11 protein-coding genes and 1 riboswitch are annotated in these 20897 nt (G+C 30.5%); of the genes, 3 read left to right on the forward strand and 8 right to left on the reverse strand.

Going from position 1 to position 20897, the window contains the following annotated elements; all coding sequences use genetic code 11:
- Positions 1-277: 277 nt before the first annotated feature.
- The 8 genes from BLT70_RS01700 to metK all read right to left on the reverse strand — a co-directional run bounded on the left by BLT70_RS01700 (position 278) and on the right by metK (position 14179).
- A complete protein-coding gene (locus BLT70_RS01700) occupies positions 278-1471 on the reverse strand; it encodes a hypothetical protein (protein ID WP_091890696.1) in 1194 nt (397 codons plus the stop codon).
- A 193-nt stretch (positions 1472-1664) separates the two neighbouring features.
- Positions 1665-2942 carry an APC family permease gene (locus BLT70_RS01705; RefSeq protein ID WP_091890699.1) on the reverse strand — a complete coding sequence of 426 codons (1278 nt, stop codon included), beginning with the start codon at positions 2940-2942 and terminating at the stop codon, positions 1665-1667.
- Between the two features lie 543 nt (positions 2943-3485).
- Positions 3486-5081 (reverse strand): glycoside hydrolase family 30 beta sandwich domain-containing protein, encoded by a 1596-nt coding sequence (locus BLT70_RS01710; protein ID WP_091890702.1) that lies wholly within the window; start codon positions 5079-5081, stop codon positions 3486-3488.
- Between the two features lie 331 nt (positions 5082-5412).
- Entirely contained in the window at positions 5413-7089 is a 1677-nt protein-coding gene (locus BLT70_RS01715) for a glycoside hydrolase family 2 TIM barrel-domain containing protein (RefSeq protein ID WP_091890705.1), read from the reverse strand.
- Positions 7090-7577: 488 nt separating this feature from the next.
- On the reverse strand, positions 7578-7943 hold the full coding sequence (locus tag BLT70_RS01720) for a hypothetical protein (RefSeq protein ID WP_091890708.1): 366 nt from the start codon (positions 7941-7943) through the stop codon (positions 7578-7580).
- Between the two features lie 200 nt (positions 7944-8143).
- On the reverse strand, positions 8144-10624 hold the full coding sequence (locus BLT70_RS01725; protein ID WP_091890712.1) for a zinc-dependent metalloprotease: 2481 nt from the start codon (positions 10622-10624) through the stop codon (positions 8144-8146).
- A 319-nt stretch (positions 10625-10943) separates the two neighbouring features.
- On the reverse strand, positions 10944-12692 hold the full coding sequence (locus BLT70_RS01730; protein ID WP_091890715.1) for an LruC domain-containing protein: 1749 nt from the start codon (positions 12690-12692) through the stop codon (positions 10944-10946).
- Between the two features lie 230 nt (positions 12693-12922).
- Complete coding sequence (metK, locus tag BLT70_RS01735) at positions 12923-14179, reverse strand: methionine adenosyltransferase (RefSeq protein ID WP_091890718.1); 1257 nt, start codon at positions 14177-14179, stop codon at positions 12923-12925.
- A 377-nt stretch (positions 14180-14556) separates the two neighbouring features.
- Positions 14557-14681: riboswitch (SAM riboswitch) on the forward strand.
- Between the two features lie 192 nt (positions 14682-14873).
- On the opposite strand from metK, the gene BLT70_RS01740 reads away from it, so the two are divergent.
- The 3 genes from BLT70_RS01740 (at position 14874) to BLT70_RS01750 (ending at position 20893) form a co-directional block, all read left to right on the forward strand.
- Positions 14874-16148 (forward strand): O-acetylhomoserine aminocarboxypropyltransferase/cysteine synthase family protein, encoded by a 1275-nt coding sequence (locus BLT70_RS01740; RefSeq protein WP_091890720.1) that lies wholly within the window; start codon positions 14874-14876, stop codon positions 16146-16148.
- A 98-nt stretch (positions 16149-16246) separates the two neighbouring features.
- On the forward strand, positions 16247-19645 hold the full coding sequence (gene thrA / locus BLT70_RS01745; RefSeq protein ID WP_091897319.1) for a bifunctional aspartate kinase/homoserine dehydrogenase I: 3399 nt from the start codon (positions 16247-16249) through the stop codon (positions 19643-19645).
- A gap of 81 nt (positions 19646-19726) precedes the next feature.
- Positions 19727-20893 (forward strand): PLP-dependent aspartate aminotransferase family protein, encoded by a 1167-nt coding sequence (locus BLT70_RS01750; RefSeq protein WP_091890722.1) that lies wholly within the window; start codon positions 19727-19729, stop codon positions 20891-20893.
- Positions 20894-20897 lie beyond the last annotated feature (4 nt).

The following is a 20897-nucleotide window of genomic DNA, read 5'->3' on the forward strand; positions in this document are numbered from 1 at the left end:
CTTACATTTAAAATTGATAGTAATTTTTTAAAAGGATTTAAATTTTTAATAGAAATTATAAAGTATTTTGTTTGCTAAAGCCAAAAACTAAATAAAAAGGGCATCGCAATCAAAGTTATCAATGCAAAAGAAGAACAATTAAACTCAAAACTGCACAGGCCAACAAAACCACCAAGTTTGTCATTTTAAAGAATGAAGGAATTCTATAATCAAACTTAAAATACAACACAATCAAAAAAAACAAACAAAAATTATATATGGTATTACACCCTATTTTTTAATCTTTTAAATAGGTGTCTCTACGATCTATTAAGTGTTCAAAATTTGGATATTTTCTTTTTCTAGTTGTGTTTAATTCTCTTAATATGGTTTCTCTAAATTCTTTACTTTCAAGTTTTTTTACTCTTGTACTATCCTCATAATATTGTAATTGAATTTTATATCTTCTAAAAAATTCTTGTTCAAAATCTTTGGAAACTAAGCCGTCGTAAAATTCTATTAAATGCTGATTTTCAATAGTTTTGTAAAATAAAAAACCGTCAAATACATCTTTATATTTAGCATTATTTTTTGCGCTAATTAAATCAAAATCATCATTACCAAAAACAGAATTATCAAAATCAAACCCAATATTTTCTATGCCTTGTTCTTTAAAAGCAGCGTCCCATTTACCATCATGTATAAGTTCATATACATAACGATTTTCTTTTTTAACAAAAATAGGACGATTAGATAAAATACTTACCGCACGATTGCCAAAGTAATCTGCTAAATATTTACCTGCGTTTTTGGCCAATTCGCCATTATTGCTAGTTGTATGAATTTTAAAGGCATGTCTGTAGTTTAAAATAATAAGTGCTTTTTTATTATTTTTAGAGGATAGTTTATTATACTGATTTATGATGTTATAAGCAAGTAAACTATCTCTTGGTTCAATCTCAAAATCTTGCTCTTTTGTATATTCTTCAGCTGTATGTACTGTTTTCCAATCAAATTCAACATCCGAAGGAAAGTAAGATATTTGATTATCGGATGTGTTATTAATATCGTAAATGGTTCTTAACAGATAATGATAATTATATCTTTCCCAAATAAACCAAAAAGTAGCATTTTGCTGAAATGTGTTTAGTTTTTTCTCTACAAAAGCTCTGTCTAAATTCTGTGTTTTTAAAAATGCAGTTATTTCTGGTTGTAAATTAATAACACCAATTTCTGTAAATAAATTTCCAACATTGTTTTTAAAATAAGCATCAGATAAAACTTCTTTAATTAATTCATATTGAGAAAATTCACTATGATCTCTTTCACACAGAATTACAATATCGTGATTTTTAAATTTTTGTAGAATGTAATCTTTAGCTGATTTTTTTTCTATTTTTTTCAGATAATCAGAGTACGGTTTAATTTCTGAGTTTTGTGAAAAACTATAAAAAGTAGAAATAAGAATAAGTAAAATCAATGTATTTCTCATAATTTTCTATGTATTTACATTGCGTACAAAATTAGTAATATGAGAGCTTTAATTCACCACACAAAGCAGAAACGAAGTTACCCTTTTTAAATTGAGAATAAAACTAAATAATGCATAAGCCAAGAATAGTACTGTATAAACGTAACGAAAAAAAGAGTTTATTTTTAAACTTAGTTCTACGTTGTACAAAGCCTTATTTCTTCTCAGTCTTTTTATAAACCCACTCAAGGGTAAAGCAAAACAGAATAATTACGAGTGCAATAATAGCACCAATAGTATTTGAAGTGTATTGTTGATGAATTAAGATAATTGTAGCAATAATGCACAAAACAAAACCGACTAACGGAACTATTTTGTTACTGCCTGTTTCTTTAGATAGTCGATATCCAACAAGATTAACAACACCAAAAATTAGTAAAAAACCAACACTTCCTGCAGTAGATATACTTTCTAGTTTAAGTATGTTTACTAAAATCAATGTTGCAATTGCTGTAATCAGTAAGCCAATAGGCTGATTCCAAAGTTTTGCCAAAAAATGATGAGGTAGCTCATCATCTTCCGCAATTTCATAATTAACCTTACTTCCTCCATAAAGTGATGCATTAATAGCAGAAAAAGTAGAAATTAAGGCAGCAACTGTAATGATTGTAAAACCGATTTTTCCTAACATTGGTTTTGCAGCTTCTGCCAAAACATAATCTTGTGCAGTGGCAATTTTCGCAAACGGAAGTGAGCCTACAGTTACAAAAGCAATAATGATATAGAGTACAATTACAAAAATTACAGAATAGTAATAGGCTTTTGGTATATTTTTCTTTGGATTAATGATGTCTGGTGCTGCATTTGCAATAAGCTCAAATCCTTCATAAGCAACAAAAATAACCATTCCACCAGCAAATAATTTAATTGGACCTTCCCATTGGGAAACCGCTAATTGAGAGATATTCGGATTTCCAATTAATCCATAAGCACCAATAAAAATAAAGGAAATTAGAATGACTAATTTGATAATTACTGCGTAAGATTCTATTTTACCAACAACAGCAATACTATAATAATTAATCGCTGTAGCTAAAACAATAATGGCACTTGCATAAATATGTGAATCAATTATTTTGTCGTTTGTTAACGCTAATAAATTTGGTGCATAAGACCCAAATGCCGAAGCATAAAGCGAAAGCATAATAATATAGCTGATCCACAAAAGGTTATTAATACCGCCACTAAAAATTGTTTTTCCAAAACCCTGATTAATAAATTTAACAGTTCCTCCTCTGTCAGGATACTTTGTGGATAGCTTTACATAACTGTAAGAAGTGATGAGCGCTAAGATACCAGCAAATAAAAAGGCAATTGGTGTTCCGCCTTTGGCAAGTGAAACGGCAAGTCCTAGAACAGCAAAAATTCCACCACCAACCATTCCTCCAATGCCGATAGAAATAGCTTCTTTTAAACTTATTTTTTTATTCATACTGTTTAATTCTAATCCTTTAATTGTTCAATTGCTGTAACAGGTAATTCATCTTAAAATTCAAGTTGGTGTTTTTCCCATTCTAATCAGTAAATGAGGATTTTTTGAGTTTATATATTATTTTAAGGTGTGTCATATTATTTTAAGGTGTGTCATATTCTTTTACTCAAAAAAACTAAGAGTTTTATGAATACTTCAAAGTTTAATTAGCTAAGCCAGACAATTACGAAGTTAGCGTTTTTTAAATTTAAAGCAAAACCAAATTATAATACATCCAGCACAAATAAAGAAGTTTCAATGCAATCAAAGTAGTCATTATAAAAGAAGATCAATTAAAGCCTATCGTTAATTTTGTCATTCCAAAGCATTAAGGAATCTCATAATCAAACTAACACAAACAAAAACACAAACCATTTCATTTCTGTACGGTTTTTATCATAGACTTTTAATATTTTGTATTGGTAAGTCTGTAAAAAGTAGGTATTAAAAAACACTCAATAGTTCCTTAAGAACAAAATTTCACCCAATAGAAACCTCGTAAGGTTACTTTTTGGTTGTACTATTTGTTATATTAATTGTTTGCAAAGCTCTTGGTGCAATTTGTGTTTTATGGGTGGTAGATTTTAAAGTTAGCTCAAGGTCTAGAGGTGTTGTGGTTCTATTAAACACAACTACGGCTATAGATCCATTGGTGTTAATGGCTGCTGTATATGCAAGCCCCTCAAGCTCTTCGCCAATTAGTTCTATTCTGTGTGCTCCAGGTCGTATAAACTTACTAAAATGGCTTAATAAGTAATAAAGAGGTGTGTAAATTACCTTGTCTGTAACTGGGTTAATCAGCACTGGTGCACTGTTAAAGTTGTCGTAAGGATTTGGTTGTCCTTTATCACTTAAAATCATACACCATTCAATATAACCTTGAACTCCGTGATTCAAATCAGTGATGATATCGTAAGCATAAGTGTCAAAAGGTACAAAAGTACCTGCATAATCAGTACTTTCTCTCCAATATTGACCTACAGGATCCTTAGCATCAATATCAATGCTAGATTCAGTATGAATCATTCCTTTGTTTGGCCAAGAAGTTCTCAAAGTATCTAATGATTTTTGATACCAATTATTTTCTTCAAGTTCAGAATTAGCATACCAGTGAAACCCAGTACCCCATGCATATTTAGCTGCCTCAACATCGTTATAAGTGGTGTTCACATAATTGTTCATGGTAGATTTATTATGGTCATATAATAGTACTCGCAAACCAGCATCCAAATCGTCAAGATTCAGATGATCATCTGCAACAAGCTGTGGCCCTAAGTAATCTCTTAAAAAGTCACGACCTTGCTCAGCAGTAAATCCATTGCTATCCCAACGTGCATTATGTGCGTGTAGGGGTTCATTTTGCGGAGTAATTCCCCAAAGGTCAACACCTTGTTCTGCATAAGCACTTACGTATTTTGAAAGATATTTTGCCCAAACGCCATAGTATTCAGGTAGTAAACTACCGTTTGTCATCTCTGATGTTTCTCCAGATTTCATCCAAGAAGGTGGACTCCAAGGTGAGGCAATGATATTAAAATCTGCTCCTTTAATGCTTTTTGCTTCAAGAATCATTGGTATAAGATCGTAATTAGGTGTTATCAACTTAATTCCTATTACTTGATCATTTTCTTCGCCAGTAAAACCTTTCATATCTTCGTTTATACTAAAAGAAGAAAGGCTCGTATCTCCAGAATCAACATAAGTGTAATGTTTATTTGAATAGTCACTGCTGTTGATGTGTGTTCGTGTAAGAGAAAATCCTGCACCTGCTGTTGGACTAAAAAGGCGTGTTAATACGTCTTTACGCAGTGTTTTCGGAATCGTCGCCAAGTTCCATGCAGAAGATTCTGTAAAAGATGCCCCAAAACCAACATACTCTTGAAATTTTAGGTCAGGATTAACCTGTAAACTAACTTTTTTTATTTTTTCACTAGTTGGTGTCGGTTGGTTTTTTGTAATTAATTTCAGATTATCTCCAGATTGTGAAGTTTGATAAACAGCAACTACATAATCAGTCTTTTTAGGAGAGCAGGAGTAAATTAAACAGAGTATAGTTAGAATTTGTAAAATAGGAATAGTAGGTTTCGATAATCTAAACATTAATTGTTAATTTATAATAGTTGAAATCATGCTGTTTTCTGTAGTTAATTGGCTATAATATTTAGTAATATTCCAAGTTTTAGCCAACTACACCAAGCAATAACGAAGTTAACGTTTTTTAAACTGAGAACAAAATCATCCAGCTTTTCATTCCAAAGAATAAAGGAATCCCATAATCAAACTAAAAAAAACAACAAACCCAAAGCTACAAAAACGATTCTCACAAAAGAAGCAAAAAAAACACCCAGTCTGTCATTCATAAGAGCAATTGTTAATCAGAGTACTCTAATTATTTTATCCAGTAATTTTTTATACATTGTTTAGTGTAACCTTACTTTCTACTTATTTCTTTAGCCCAATCATCTCTATAAATTATCTTTTGGTCGTGAATTTTAAAAGTGAATTTACCATACCTAACAGACATTCCTGCGGATGCATTTACAACCCAACAATTATCAGGAATTGTAAAGAAATTTTCAGAAGTAATTACTTTTTTATCCATTTGATCGTTCACAGAAACAGATTCCTGTGGACCAACGTCCCAACCAAGATGTGTATTATAGCTAACTATTAAATCTCCAATCAATTTAAAATTCTCACTGGTTTCTATTCTTGTTTTAATACTTCCAACTTTTGTATCATTTAAATCTTTTTTAGGTGTTACTTCTATAGTTAATTTAGGCAAGTCTATAGCTGTTTTAGAAGCCAGAATTATAATAGATTCGTTTTTAATACTATTATCTTCACTATCAAAAAACTCAAAAGCAAGCTCCATGGCTTCTAATCCTTCTGGATTAATTGTTAATTGATCGCTAAAATAACCTTCTTTTGTGATGTTTTTAGAATAGATAATTTTATCACGATTTTTTACAACTACTTTTTTAATACTATTATCATTATAAAGTTCTATAGGTATCGTTGTATTGGTGTGTACTGTTTTGTTTTTTGGACTGATAATAAGTCCTTTCATATAATCTCGCATGGCAAACCAAACAGGACGTGGAGATCCATATTTGTCGTTTACATCTTTATAACCCCAAAAGCCAAACCATTCTTCGGGTTGTTCTTTATTATGGATGCTTTTTTCGCCACCTTTCCACCAACCATCAGCATAATAAAATGGGCACATTCCTACAGAACCAGCATCTATAAGATCTCTGTAATTAGAGATAAGTCCTTCGCTTTGTTCTTGTAAAGTTCGAGAACCAAAACTACCAAAGCCTCCTTTTGGTGAAACGGAATGTCCAAACTCAGTAATTATAAATGGTTTATCTAATCCGTTTAACGTATTTAAACCTTTAATATAATCTCTAAATCCCATGGTTGCAGTTTGACCTTCATTGTAGCCATAACAATTGTAAGCATAAACATCATACATGCTTTCATCCATCCAATCGCTAATCATGGCATTTGCAGAAAGTGTTACTGGTATATTTGGATGTTGCTCATGAATCATATCTATCATCATTTTCATCAAGTCTTTAAATGATGATGCAGAAACTTTATGAATGTGATCTGTTTGAGGTTCGTTAATAACTAAATATGTAATGATACAATCATACTTTGGTGCATATTTTAAGATGTTTTCAAGCTGCGTTTTGCAATGATTTATAAATTTAGGATCACTATAATCTTCTTCTGGATTCACTTCTAAACCCATAATCAATTTTAAACCAGATTCTTGTACAAGTTGCAATTGTGCTTCAGAAAATTGACTCCAAGTTCTTATCGCATTATAACCGCCTTTTTTTATATTTTCAAGATCAAATTTCATTAACTCTAAATGATCTTTTTTTTCATCTTCATAAGGATGCTGTCCTGGACGTGCACCTATTTCGTAACCAATTGCTTTAATAAAAAACTTTTCTCCATTAAGATAATACCAATTATCTTTAAGTTCAATTGTTGTTGCTGATGATTCTTTAATTATTGTAGTTTCCGGTTGAGAACATCCTATAATCAGTAGAAAAAGAGAGAGAATGGATGCTAAAGCTAAATTTGGTTTCATTTTTTTTGTTTTTTTTGTTGTTGTTTACAACTTTATATATCTAGTGAGTTTTAGCCCACTACACCAAGCAATAACGAAGTTAACGTTTTTTAAACTGAGAGCAAAACAAAATCACTACCTAAACCCCAAGTAAAGAAGCATCATTGCAATCAAAGATGACATTGCAAAAGAGAAATAATTAAAGCCAACCACCCCAGCTTGTTATTCCGAAGAATGAAGGAATCTCATAATCAAACTCTCATTTTTGTACTAACTAAATAAAAGTGTTTACATAGTGTAATAGAAGCTTAAAACACCAATTAATAGAATTATGATGCAAGAATAATTATGCATAAACTTAACGAAGAAAAAAAGTTTGTTTTTAAACTTAGTTATTTGTTATGTTTTCGTACTTTATTTTCCGTTCTGTTTGTATTGTTGGTAATGACATACTCTTTTACCATTATTGGTTGTATGTAGTTTGTGGTGTATTGCAAATGTGTATGGCTTTAAGCGTTGGCATATTCATAAAAGGTTTTCCATATCTTCTCATCTACTTTTTTTATTTCGCCTAATGCTCCATTTATATTATTCTCATTATTTAAAATATTATCTATTCTATTTTTCAAATCTTCAATTGATAATTCACGAAGTAAACTTTGTGCGTAATCTATATTGAGTTTACCAAGTGTGTTTAAACCAGATGGTAATTTTCTAAATCCAATATTTTTGTAGGATTCGATCAATAGTGGTTTAAAGTCAATTAGTAAATTTTGAGCTAATTCTTTATCTATCTTTCCGAAACGATAAAGAGCATCACATAATTGAGGAAATTGTATTGAAATCTTTTTTGTAGGAATATCAGAATAGTACATACACATAAAACCAATAGCAAATTACCTAAAGCTCTTAAGTGTAGTTATGCCAATACAAGCAAAAGTTGCATCATAATAAACAATTTCACTATAAATCAAACAATTAACCAAGTGATGTTTCCTTAAAAAACACATCACCAAAACAAAAAAACCTCATCAATTAAGATGAGGTTTTACAATATAGGATAATAATATTCTTTTTACTTAGGATCTAAAGCAACATCAATTCTAGCAACAACATCCTCTAAGTGATAACGAGTAGTGGTGTCAGAAGTTCTTGAAGCAGCAGCTTTTACATCTCTTCTTAATCTGTTTAATTCTCCTCTTGCAAAAGATTTAATATCAGACTGACCAACATTTACAGTTGCAGAACCATAACGACCTGTTTGGTTCATTACTTTGTTTAATAAATAATCTAAACGCTCAATATGCGCTTTTTGTAAATTTCTTCTGTAAGTATCAATACTTTTTCTAGAGTAGATTTCCGACCAAACACCTTTTCTTAATTCAGAGAACATAGAAACTAAAGTATATGCTTTTGAACCATTTAAAGTTTCGTTTTCAATCATTCTAGCCATTCTATCTGTACTTAAAATACTATTTAAAGTTCTTGCTTGAAGCGATCTTATATCTTCAATGGCGCCACTAGATTGTACTTTAGAGAAAATGTCTTTATCTAACATCCAAGTTGGTGTTTTAAACAATTGGGTAATTACAAATTGTAAAGACTCTTTTTGACGTTTTTTATCTACATGCGTATAAACTGCGCCTTCTTGATCTGTTGTTTTGTAGTTTTCGTAAATACCACCAACATTAGAAGAAACATGCCCCATATATCTTGCAAACTGACTAGCAATTTGTCCATACATTGTTGCTAAATCGTCATAAGTTTTACCTTTTTCTGATGTCCATTTCTCTAAGTTTGGTAAAATTCTCTGTAAGTTTTTAATTCCGTAAGTACTAGCTTTAACAGCATCGTCACCTAAATCTTCTGTTTGAGAGCTAGGATCTACAACAGCACCTTGTTGACGACCAAAACGATAAATAGGATCGCCAGCTTTAGCTAATATCCAAGCATCTAAGGTTTCTTTTTCTTCTTCGGCAGTCTTATCTAAAATAGGTCTGTATCCCCAAGAAATTGCATATTTATCATATAAACCAATGTTTGGCATTAAAGCAACACCTTTATCTTCTGGTTGTGCAACATAATTAAAACGTGCATAATCCATAATAGAAGGTGCAGTTCCGTATTTTTTAGTAAAACTAGCAGAACGTAAAGAATCTACAGGAATTGCAGAAGAACTTCCCATATTATGAGGCAATCCTAAAGTATGACCTAACTCATGAGAAGATACAAACTTAATTAACTCACCCATAGTTTCTGTTTTAAAATTGTTTCCTCTGGCATCAGGATTAATTGCTGCAGTTTGGATAAAAAACCAGTTGTGTAATAAAGACATTACATTATGATACCAGTTAATATCCGATTCTAAAATTTCTCCAGAACGTGGATCACTAACATGAGGACCATTTGCATTTGGTATTGGAGAAGCTAAATAACGAATAACAGAATAACGTACATCTTCTGGGCTATAATCTGGATCCTCTTCTTTAGTTGGTGCTCTTTTTGCAATAATTGCATTTTTAAAACCAGCCGCTTCAAAAGCAACTTGCCAATCATTTACACCTTGTATAATATAAGGAACCCACTCTTCTGGTGTAGCTCTATCTACATAGTATACAATTTGTTCTTTAGGTTCAACCAATTGGCCGCTTTTAAATTTAGCAATGTCTTCGTCTTTTACTTCTAAACGATATCTATCTAAAAAGGCAACTCTTTTACTCTTTTGTACATCTAAACCGTAATCTGTTTGTCTGCTTGTAAACCAACCAACTCTTTCATCAAAATAACGACGTTTCATTGGTACTTTAGGTAATAAAACCATTGAGTTACTCATTTCTATTGTAATAGAGCCTAAATCGCTATTAGACGGAGCCTTGTTTGCGAAATAAGTTTTTACATGTCTTATTTCTATGTTTTTAGGGTAACTACTAATTCTATCGATATAAGAACGGCTATTATCCATTCTAGTTGCTTGGTACGCTTTTCTATAAAAGTTTGGAAATCCAAAAGGTTTTACATCAGTATTAAATAAAGCTGTTGCATCTATTACAGTTGCAGTAGAATCTTTACTAAACGCTTTTATTGGAAACGAAAACAAAATAGGTTCTAAGTTAGAATTTACTACAGCTTCATGAACTGGTAAAATAGTATCTGCAACTACATCATGAGAAACAATACGTAATAATATTTGCTTATTATTCTTTTCCCAACGTAGTACTTGTTCGTTTGTTTTTCCTCCACCAAAACCAATTCCGCTTGCGGTTTTAGCAATTCTTGTTACCATTAACATCTCTCTTTTTAAAAGAGAATCTGGAATTTCGAATAAATAAGTGCCTTCGTCTTGATGAACTTTAAATAAACCTTCATCTGTAGTAAAATCTTTCGTTACGACTTTTCCGTAAGGTTGAATGTCACCTTTTTTAGGCTTAGCTGCTGGTTTAGTCGTTTTTTTTGTCTCTGGTTTTTTCTTTTTCCAGAATTGTGCATTAGCTTTTGTAGAAAAGCCAAAAACAAAGGCTACTAAAAATAGCTGTAAGAGTATTTTTTTTTTGGTCATAAAATGTTTGATTTGAATTTTTCCGAAATTACATATTCTATAAAAGAAGAACTCTTAAATTTATGTTAAAGAGAACAATGTATGTGTGTTAAAATGAAGTATTTTAAGATACTATGAAAAACCCTTTAAGTTTAGGGCTTAAAGGGCTGTTTTTAGATTTATTTTTTTTTGTTTGATTTCAAATTTTATTAAACGACCTTAAAAAGAGAATTAAATATGGTTTTTTTAGGCTGCTAACCTTTTATGTTTGAAAGAATGAAATAAAAAAAAACTCCGATTAAATTTTAATCGGAGGTTTTTAAATTATATGTTTTTAACTTTAGTCTTTTAAGTTGGCTTCAACCCTGTATCCATTTTTGCTTTGAAACCAATCTATTTTTCTTGTACCACCAGAAGTTGCCCAAGTAGCAAAGTAGTTATATGCATCTGTAATAAGTACTTTTTCTTTTGGTGCTCTATATTCTCCTGTTATATTAATAGCCCAAGGTAAACCTGTAGGAGATTTAAAATCACCATCACTATCTTTTACATCTCCAGATGTTTCTATAGTTGTCGTTGTTGGGTAATAAGTAGTTGCTTTCGTTGGTAAATGTACTTCTTTAAGTCTGTCTTTGTTTACGATTAAAAAAGGATTAAAAGGAGCAGTACCTAAAGCTGCTGTTGTTATAGGAGTTTCGAATACAATTGATATTGTATTGCTTATACCTACATTAATGTGCGAGTTATCAAAGAATATAATTACTGCATTTTGTTGAGATTGCTCTGTTCCGTTTGCGTTATTTTGAATAAATCCTTCTGTTAAATTTTGTCCTGTAACATTTGATATTGCAGATGGTGAAACACCTTCTAACTCTAATCCAAACCCATTTGTATAACTTGCTCCGATAGATTCTAGAGTGTAATTATAATCTAACTGAGTTACATTGTTTTCTGCATCTAATATAGTTTGAATGTTGTAGCTAATCACTAAATCATTAAAATCATAATCACCAGAATAAGGCCATAAATCTTCAAAAGCCAAAGTAGCGTTTGTTAATTCTGTTGGATAATACATTTTATTATTAACACTTGTACAATCACCAGCAACAGTTTCTGTAATTACAATATTATCAATAAAATTACCAACACTTCCACCACCAATAGCTTCAAATATAAAATAAGTATCTTGTTGGTCAGCAGGTACAGTATACGTTCCTGAATATTGTACCCAAGCAGATGTACCTGTTTCCATGGTAGCTTCTATAGTTGCAGTTGCTAAGTTTTCTCCAATTCTTACTACAGCTTTATCTACTTTAGATCTTCCTCGATGCCAAACAGACCAGCTTATTTCTGCGCCAGGACTTGTGCAAATACGTTGATATAATGCCGAGCTTTGATTTGCATTTAGTTCTGCAAAATAAGTTCCGTTTTGTGCTGGTACACCATTAAATCCAGATTTCCACAATTCAATTTTATTATCTGTTGCTGTTGTAGACCAACCTTCAACATTCGTCTCATTAGTTATAATAAATGTAGTTGGAAGTGTAGGACCGTTTTCAAAATCACTGTTTAAAAAGAAATTATCTGTACAAATAGAACAACTATCTGTGTTTGTTTTAGATGCACTTTTATCAGAATTTGTAGTCTTACTTGCAGACTTAAAATTAATTTGATTATTTAAAATGGTAATAATTTCTGATGTATACTCGAGTCCGTCTTTTCTTAAAAGATACACTTTATCGTAAACGCTCGATAAACTAAAAGATTGATTAAGTTCACCATTAAAAGGTTTACCAGAGTACAATAAATTATTTAAAGCTTCAGAAATATTTTCTTCTTCACTACTTGAGTTTTCTGAATATGCAAAAATTTCGTATTTTACAAAAGGAGTAGCATCTGAAATAGATAATGTTACCGATCTTTCTGTTTCAAAGTTAAAATTATCTGGAATTAATAAGTTTTCTAAAACATCTATAGGAGTCTCTGTAGTGTCTTCTGTTTCTGGGTTTTGAATGTCATCTGCATTTGGCACACAAGAGCTAAAAATAAGCAAGAAAGAAAATACAAGATAAAAGTTAAATGTTTTCATTATATAAAGGTATTATTGTTTTTTTATATTATATGGCAAAGATATACATATAGAGATATTATTTTTTAAAATAAAGATTATTCCAGTCTTTGTTGCATTAAAATGCACACAAGTGTCGATGAATGGGTTTTTATGAACTTATAAAAGAAACATGAAATAGTTTAGAATATATAAAAAAAAGGGCTGTCTTTTCAGACAGCCCTTTGTAAATGGTTATTTGATAACGTTTTTTAAAGTTTAAAAGCTTCTTTTATTTTTTCTACAAAATCTAGTTTTTCCCAAGTAAAAGTTTCTACTTCTTCAGAAACTGTTTCTCCCATAGGATTTGTAAATGTTACTGTTTTTACTTCTGGAGTTCTACCCATATGCCCATATGCAGCAGTTTCTGAGTAAATAGGTGTTCTTAATTTTAAACGTTTTTCAATAAAATAAGGACGCATATCAAAAATAGATTCTACTATTTTACTAATTTCCCCATCTGTCAAATCAACATTAGAAGTTCCATAAGTTTCAACATTTATACTTGTTGGTTTAGCAACGCCAATTGCGTAAGAAACTTGTACTAAAACTTCTTTACAAAGTCCGGCAGCAACTAAGTTTTTAGCAATATGTCTTGTTGCGTAAGCTCCAGATCTATCCACTTTAGAAGGATCTTTTCCAGAAAAAGCTCCACCACCATGAGCTCCTTTTCCACCATAAGTATCCACAATAATTTTTCTACCTGTTAAACCTGTGTCTCCATGAGGTCCTCCAATAACAAAAACTCCTGTTGGATTAATATGATATGTAATGTCATTTGTAAATAATTTCTGAATATGAACTGGTAATTTTGCTACAACTCTAGGAATTAAAATTTCTACAATGTCTTTTTTGATTTTTGCTAACATTACATCATCAGATGCGTCAAAATCATCATGTTGTGTAGAAATAACAATGGCATCAATTCTTTGAGGTACATTGTCATCAGAATATTCAATAGTTACTTGAGATTTTGCATCTGGACGCAAATAAGTAATCTCTTTATTTTCTCTTCTTAAAGCTGCCAATTCAATTAACAATCTATGAGATAATTCTAATGCTAAAGGCATGTAGTTTTCTGTTTCATCTGTAGCGTAACCAAACATCATTCCTTGGTCTCCTGCTCCTTGATCTTCTGGTTTTGCTCTATCAACTCCTTGGTTAATGTCTGGAGATTGTTCGTGAATTGCAGATAAAACTCCACAAGAATTTCCATCGAACATATATTCTCCTTTTGTGTAACCAATTTTGTTAATTACATCTCTAGCAATTTTTTGTACATCTAAATAAGTTTTAGATTTTACTTCTCCAGCTAAAACAACTTGTCCTGTTGTAACTAAAGTTTCACAAGCAACTTTACTTGTTTTATCAAAAGCTAAAAAGTTATCTATTAAAGCGTCAGAAATTTGATCTGCAACCTTGTCTGGATGTCCTTCAGAAACACTTTCTGAGGTAAATAAATATGACATAATAATCTTCTTTTATGATTAATGAAAAATGAAAAGAGATTGCTTGGTCGCTGAAAGGAGTATATAATTACTGCTTTAGCATTTTTTGTTTCGGCTGATAAAAATCAGCGTCAGAGGTTGCAATCAGTTCAAATTTTTCCTCTAAAATTCTGTGCAAAGTTACACTATAAATCTAAATAACATAATTTTTAATAATAATATTTTTTTATGGTATCATTAATAAAACTAAGCTCGTTATTAAATATTTATTTAATCATTAAAAACTTTATGTTTTTAATGAGATATTGTTATCTGTTTTAAAATAAATCCAATTTTATTTGGATATTAAATTTTTCTGAACATATATTTGCACTCACAAAGTTCAATAACTTATTGAAATGTTATCAAGAAAGGTGAAGGGATTAGACCCGTTGAAGCCTTAGCAACCCTTTTCGTGAGGAAAAGAAGGTGCTAAATTCTACTTAATTTCAGATTCATTTATCAGAAATTGGATAGATAACCCAAAAACAAGTATACCTACGTGTATTTGTAAAACTTCTTAATAACATTTTTCTAGTAAGTACATCAAAAATTTTGATGCATTCAACTTTTGTTTTAATTCTAAAATGATTCACAATATGCAATATTGTGTTTCTTTTAAAAATGTCATTCTCGTGAAAACGAGAACCAATATTAACTCAAAAAAATTAGAAAAATGAGTACGCACAAATTAGCAACAAACGCATTACATGCAGGGCATGACGTAACACAAAATGGAGGGACAAGAGCAGTTCCTATTTATCAAACTTCTTCGTATGTTTTTAATAATTCAGAACATGCAGCAAATCTTTTTTCATTAAAAGAATTAGGTTTTATTTATACACGTTTAAACAATCCTACAAATCAAATTTTACAAGATCGTTTGGCGGCTGTAGAAGGAGGAATTGGAGCTGTAGTTTTTGCTTCTGGAACAGCAGCAATTTCAACAGGATTATTAACTTTACTAAAAGCTGGAGATCATATAGTAGCTTCTAGTAGTTTATATGGTGGAACGTATAATTTATTAAGTGTTACTTTGCCAAGGTTTGGTATTACTACTACGTTTGTAGATGCTTCTAATCCAGATAATTTTGCAGAAGCTGTACAAGACAACACAAGAGCATTTTTTGTAGAATCTTTAGGAAATCCGAAGTTAGATGTATTAGATTTAGAAGCAATTGCTGTACATTCTAAAGCAGCAGAAGTGCCTTTTATTGTAGATAATACTGTAGCAACACCTGCGTTATTAAATCCTATTAAACATGGAGCAAATATTGTAATTCATTCTTTAACAAAATATATAGGAGGTCAAGGAACTTCTTTAGGAGGAGCAATTGTAGATGCTGGAACGTTTAACTGGGCAAATGGTAAATTTCCAGAATTTACAGAGCCTTCAGCAGGTTATCATGGATTAAAATATCATGAAGCTTTAGGTGCAGCATCATATACTTTTAAATTAATTTTAGAAGGATTACGTGATTTTGGTGGCGCTTTAAGTCCTACAAATGCATTTAATATTATTCAAGGTTTAGAAACTTTACCAGTTAGAATTCAGCAACATTCTAAAAATGCTTTAGAATTAGCAAAATGGTTAGAAGAGCAAGAAGAAGTTGCTTGGGTAAATTATCCTGGTTTAGAAAGTAGTAAGTATAAAGATTTAGCTGATAAATATTTACCTAATGGACAAAGTGGAATTGTTACTTTTGGTCCAAAAGGAGGGTTTGAAGCAGCAAAAACAATAGCAGATAAAACAAAAGTATTTTCTTTATTAGCTAATATTGGAGATACAAAATCGTTAATTATTCATCCTTCTAGCACAACGCATCAACAATTAGATGAAAAAGAACAAGAAAGTGCTGGTGTTAGTCAAGATTTAATTAGATTGTCTGTTGGTATTGAAAATATTGAAGATCTAAAAGCAGATCTAAAAGCAGCTTTTTCAGAATTATAAATAAATGTCTCCTTGAGCGCAGTCGAAAGTTTTAAATAGCTTTTCGTAAATAAAGAGTTCTCGACTGCGCTCGAACAGACAAAAAATAAATGTCAAAATTGAAAGATTTATTACAACATATTAAAATTAATAATTTCACAACAGAAGTTGGTGCTTTAATTTCTGAACTGAATTTGAGTTATCAAGAATTCGGACAAAAATTAGGTTCAGCTCCTGTAGTGTTAATTAATCATGCTTTAACGGGTAACTCAAACGTTGCAGGTAAAAACGGTTGGTGGCAAGATATTGTTGGAGAAAATAAAGCAATAAATACAGATGTTTATACAATCTTATCTTTTAATATTCCTGGTAATGGTTTTGATGAATTTTTAATTGATAATTATAAAGATTTTATTGCCAGAGATGTAGCAAGAATATTTTTAGAAGGCTTGTCAATTTTAAATATTGATAAAATATTTGCTTTAATAGGAGGTTCTTTAGGTGGAGGAATTGCTTGGGAAATGATGGTTTTAAACAATAAATTAACCCAACATTTCTTACCAATTGCAACCGATTGGAAATCTACAGATTGGTTAATTGCAAATTGTCAGATTCAAGAACAATTTTTAGTAAACTCTAGCAATCCTGTTCATGATGCACGTATGCATGCCATGTTATGTTATAGAACTCCAGAGTCTTTTAAAGAACGTTTTCATCGATCAAAAAAAGAAGATTCAGACATTTTTGACGTAGAAAGTTGGTTGTTGCATCATGGAAAATCATTGCAAGAACGTTATCAATTGTCTTCATATAAATTAATGAATCAATTATTAAAAACAATTGATGTAACTATTGGAGGAGAAAAATCTGATGAAATTTTAGATAAAATTGATGCCAATATTCATATTATAGGTGTTGATTCTGATTTGTTTTTTACAGCAGAAGAAAATAGAGAAACACATAAAAAGTTAGCATTAACAAAAGATAATGTTACATATAATGAAATAAATTCGGTTCATGGTCATGATGCATTTTTAATGGAATATGATCAACTACAAAAAATTATAGAACCTATTTTTAATAAAGATTATAGAGAAAAGAAGATGAAAGTTTTAAAGTTTGGAGGAAAATCTTTAGCCAACGGAAAAGGCTTAAAAAATGCTATAGAGATTATAGTCAATAAATATAAATCCGGAGAAAAAATTACGATAGTTGCTTCTGCAAGAGGAAATTCTACGAACGAATTAGAGTCTATTTTGCAAAATGCTGCAGCAAAAACTGCTTATAAATCGAAGTTTGAAGAATTTAAGACATATCAATTAGAGCCAAATAGTGAGGTTGATTTTTCTGAAGAATTTTCAAAATTAGAAACCATTTTTGAAGGGGTTTCTTTGTTAGGAGATTTTAGTCAGAAAATTAAAGATGAAGTTTTAGCACAAGGAGAATTATTATCAGTAAAATTAGTAGCAAGTTTATTGGAAAAAGAAAATATTTCTGCCAATTCTGTAGATGCTAGAACTTTAATAATTACGGATGAAAATTTCGGAAATGCGCAACCTATTACTGCGCTTTCTAAAGAGAATGTTATTTCTTATTTTAAGAATAGTAATGCCATTAATGTTGTTGCTGGTTTTATTGCATCTAATAAAAAAGGAGAAACAACTACTTTGGGTAGAAATGGAAGTAATTATACAGCAGCTTTATTAGCAAATTATTTAGATGCAGATGAATTGCAAAACTATACACATGTAAGTGGAATTTATACTGCAAATCCAGATTTAGTTGCAGATGCCAAAAAGATTGAACAATTATCTTATTCAGAAGCTAATGAATTGGCAAATTTTGGTGCAACTATTTTACATGCAAAAACCATAATTCCGTTATTAGAAAAAAATATCAACTTAAGAATTTTAAATACGTTTAATAAAGAAGATAAAGGAACTTTAATCACTTCAGAATCTTCAACAAAAGGAATTAAATCAATTTCTACAATTGATGATGTTGCTTTATTAAATTTTGAAGGAAGAGGTTTATTAGGGAAAGTAGGAGTTGATGCTCGTATTTTTAAAGCTTTAAGTGATAGAAATATAAGTGTAAGTATCATTGCGCAAGGTTCATCAGAAAGAGGAATAGGATTAATTATTGATGCTCATAATTCTGAAGAAGCAGTTGCTGCATTAGAAAAAGAGTTTGAAAACGATTTTTATTCTCAAGATGTAAATCAGATTTCTGTTGTAAAAAATGTTTCAGTAATTTCTATTATCGGTCAAGATTTAAGCGAATTCCATTTACCTTATAATGCATTGATAAAAAATCAAATTGTTCCTGTTTTATTTAACAATACTGTTACTGGTAAAAACGTCAGTTTGGTGGTTAAAAGAAATGAATTGTATAAAGCAGTAAATGTAATTCATGGTCAGGTTTTTGGAGTAACTAAGAAAATAAACATTGCCATTTTTGGTAAAGGTTTAGTGGGAGGAACTTTAATTGATCAAATTATAGAAAACACACAATCTGTTTTAGAAAGAAGAAAATTACAATTGAATGTTTTTGCAGTTGCAAACTCTAAAAAAGTACTGTTAAAAAAAGACGGAGTTTCCAAAAATTGGAAAGAAAATCTTTTAGAAAAAGGTGAAGAAAATGTAAATGTTAATGATATCATTGACTTTGCAAAAGAGCATCATTTCGAAAATTTAATTGCAGTAGATAATACAGCTAGTGTAAATTTTGTGGCAAATTATATTCCTTTTATAGAAGCTGGTTTCGATTTAGTTTCTTGTAATAAAATAGCCAATACTTTATCTTTCGATTTTTACAAAGAAGTAAGATCAAAATTAAAAGAATATAAAAAGCAATATCTGTATGAAACTAATGTTGGTGCAGGTTTACCTTTAATTGATACCATTCGTTTACTACATGAGTCTGGAGAGAATATCACTAAAATTAGAGGTGTTTTTTCGGGGAGTTTAAGTTATCTTTTTAATACTTTTTCTGCAGAAAATGTTTCTTTTTCAGAAACATTACAAGAAGCAATAGATAAAGGATTTACAGAACCAGATCCAAGAGAAGATTTAGGAGGAAATGATGTTGCTAGAAAATTATTAATTTTAGCAAGAGAGTTAGAATTAGAAAACGAATTTGATGAGGTTGAAATTAAAAATTTAATTCCAGAAAATTTAAGAGAAGGTTCTGCTGCCGATTTTTTAAGTAATTTAGAACTTTTAAATGAAGAATATCAAATAATAAAAGATAATCAAGAACCAAATCACGTTTTACGTTATATTGGTGAATTAAGTGGAGATTTGTCTAAAAATAAAGGGAAATTAGAAGTGAAATTAGTTTCTACAGATAAAAGTACACCTTTAGGTTCTTTAAAAGGTTCTGATGCAATTTTTGAAATTTATACAGAATCTTATGGAGAACAACCCATTGTAATTCAAGGAGCAGGAGCAGGAGCAAGTGTAACTGCAAGAGGAGTTTTTGGAGATATATTAAGATTAGCAAAACATAATAATTAAAAAAAATAGTAAGTAGTTTTTAGTTGATTATATTTCAGTCAAATAAGAACAACTAAAAACCAACCACTAACCACTATTTAAATGAGTAAACATTTCGAAACAAAAGCCATTAGAAGTCAAACTGAAAGGAGTCAGTTTTCAGAACATTCTACACCATTATATTTAACATCAAGTTTTGTTTTTGATGATGCAGAAGACATGCGTTCATCCTTCGCAGAAGAAAAAGAACGTAACTTGTATAGTAGATTTACAAACCCAAATACAACAGAATTTGTAGATAAAATTGTAGACATGGAAGGAGCAGAAGCAGGTTATGCTTTTGCAACAGGAATGGCAGCAATTTTTTCCTCTTTTGCAGCTTTATTAAGTGCAGGAGATCACATTGTTTCTTGTAGATCTGTCTTTGGTTCTACACATGGTATGTTTACTAATTACTTACCAAAATGGAATATAGAAACATCATATTTTAAAGTTGATGAAGTAGATTTAGTAGAAAGTTTAATTAAAGAAAATACAAAAGTTCTTTATATTGAAACACCTACAAATCCTGCAGTAGATATTTTAGATTTAGATAGAATTGGTAAGATTGCAAAAAAGCATAATCTAATTTTTATAGTTGATAATTGCTTTGCAACACCTTATATACAACAGCCAATTAAATTTGGAGCAGATTTAGTAATTCATTCTGCAACAAAATTAATTGACGGACAAGGTCGTGTTTTAGGTGGAGTTACTGTTGGTAGAAAAGATTTGTTAAGAGAAATTTATCTTTTTGCAAGAAATACTGGTCCAGCAATGTCGCCATTTAATGCTTGGGTTTTATCTAAAAGTTTAGAAACTTTATCTATAAGAGTAGAAAAACATTGCGAAAATGCATTAAAAGTTGCTCAGTTTTTAGAAGAAAATGAAAATGTAGAATTCGTGAAATATCCATTTTTACAATCGCATCCACAATATGAAGTCGCAAAAAATCAAATGAAATTAGGTGGAAACATTGTTGCTTTCGAAATTAAAGGAGGAATTGAAGCTGGTAGAAAATTTTTAGACAAAATTAAAATGTGTTCATTATCTGCAAATTTAGGAGATACAAGAACTATTGTTACACATCCTTCATCTACAACACATGGTAGATTGTCTGAAGAAGATAGATTAGAAGTGGGTATTACAAATGGTTTGGTCCGTGTTTCTGTAGGATTAGAGCATGCAGATGATGTAATCTCAGATTTAAAACAAGCATTAGGAAATTAATAAG

The sequence above is a fragment of the Polaribacter sp. KT25b genome, from assembly GCF_900105145.1.
Taxonomy (GTDB): domain Bacteria; phylum Bacteroidota; class Bacteroidia; order Flavobacteriales; family Flavobacteriaceae; genus Polaribacter.

Excerpts from the sequence above, each read along its gene's own strand:
- metK (WP_091890718.1), bottom strand. The coding sequence starts at position 14,179 with ATGTCATATTTATTTACCTCAGAAAGTGTTTCTGAAGGACATCCAGAC.
- BLT70_RS01710 (WP_091890702.1), bottom strand. The coding sequence starts at position 5,081 with ATGTTTAGATTATCGAAACCTACTATTCCTATTTTACAAATTCTAACT.
- BLT70_RS01715 (WP_091890705.1), bottom strand. The coding sequence starts at position 7,089 with ATGAAACCAAATTTAGCTTTAGCATCCATTCTCTCTCTTTTTCTACTG.
- BLT70_RS01740 (WP_091890720.1), top strand. The coding sequence starts at position 14,874 with ATGAGTACGCACAAATTAGCAACAAACGCATTACATGCAGGGCATGAC.
- BLT70_RS01705 (WP_091890699.1), bottom strand. The coding sequence starts at position 2,942 with ATGAATAAAAAAATAAGTTTAAAAGAAGCTATTTCTATCGGCATTGGA.
- BLT70_RS01720 (WP_091890708.1), bottom strand. The coding sequence starts at position 7,943 with ATGTACTATTCTGATATTCCTACAAAAAAGATTTCAATACAATTTCCT.
- BLT70_RS01750 (WP_091890722.1), top strand. The coding sequence starts at position 19,727 with ATGAGTAAACATTTCGAAACAAAAGCCATTAGAAGTCAAACTGAAAGG.
- BLT70_RS01725 (WP_091890712.1), bottom strand. The coding sequence starts at position 10,624 with ATGACCAAAAAAAAAATACTCTTACAGCTATTTTTAGTAGCCTTTGTT.
- BLT70_RS01730 (WP_091890715.1), bottom strand. The coding sequence starts at position 12,692 with ATGAAAACATTTAACTTTTATCTTGTATTTTCTTTCTTGCTTATTTTT.
- BLT70_RS01700 (WP_091890696.1), bottom strand. The coding sequence starts at position 1,471 with ATGAGAAATACATTGATTTTACTTATTCTTATTTCTACTTTTTATAGT.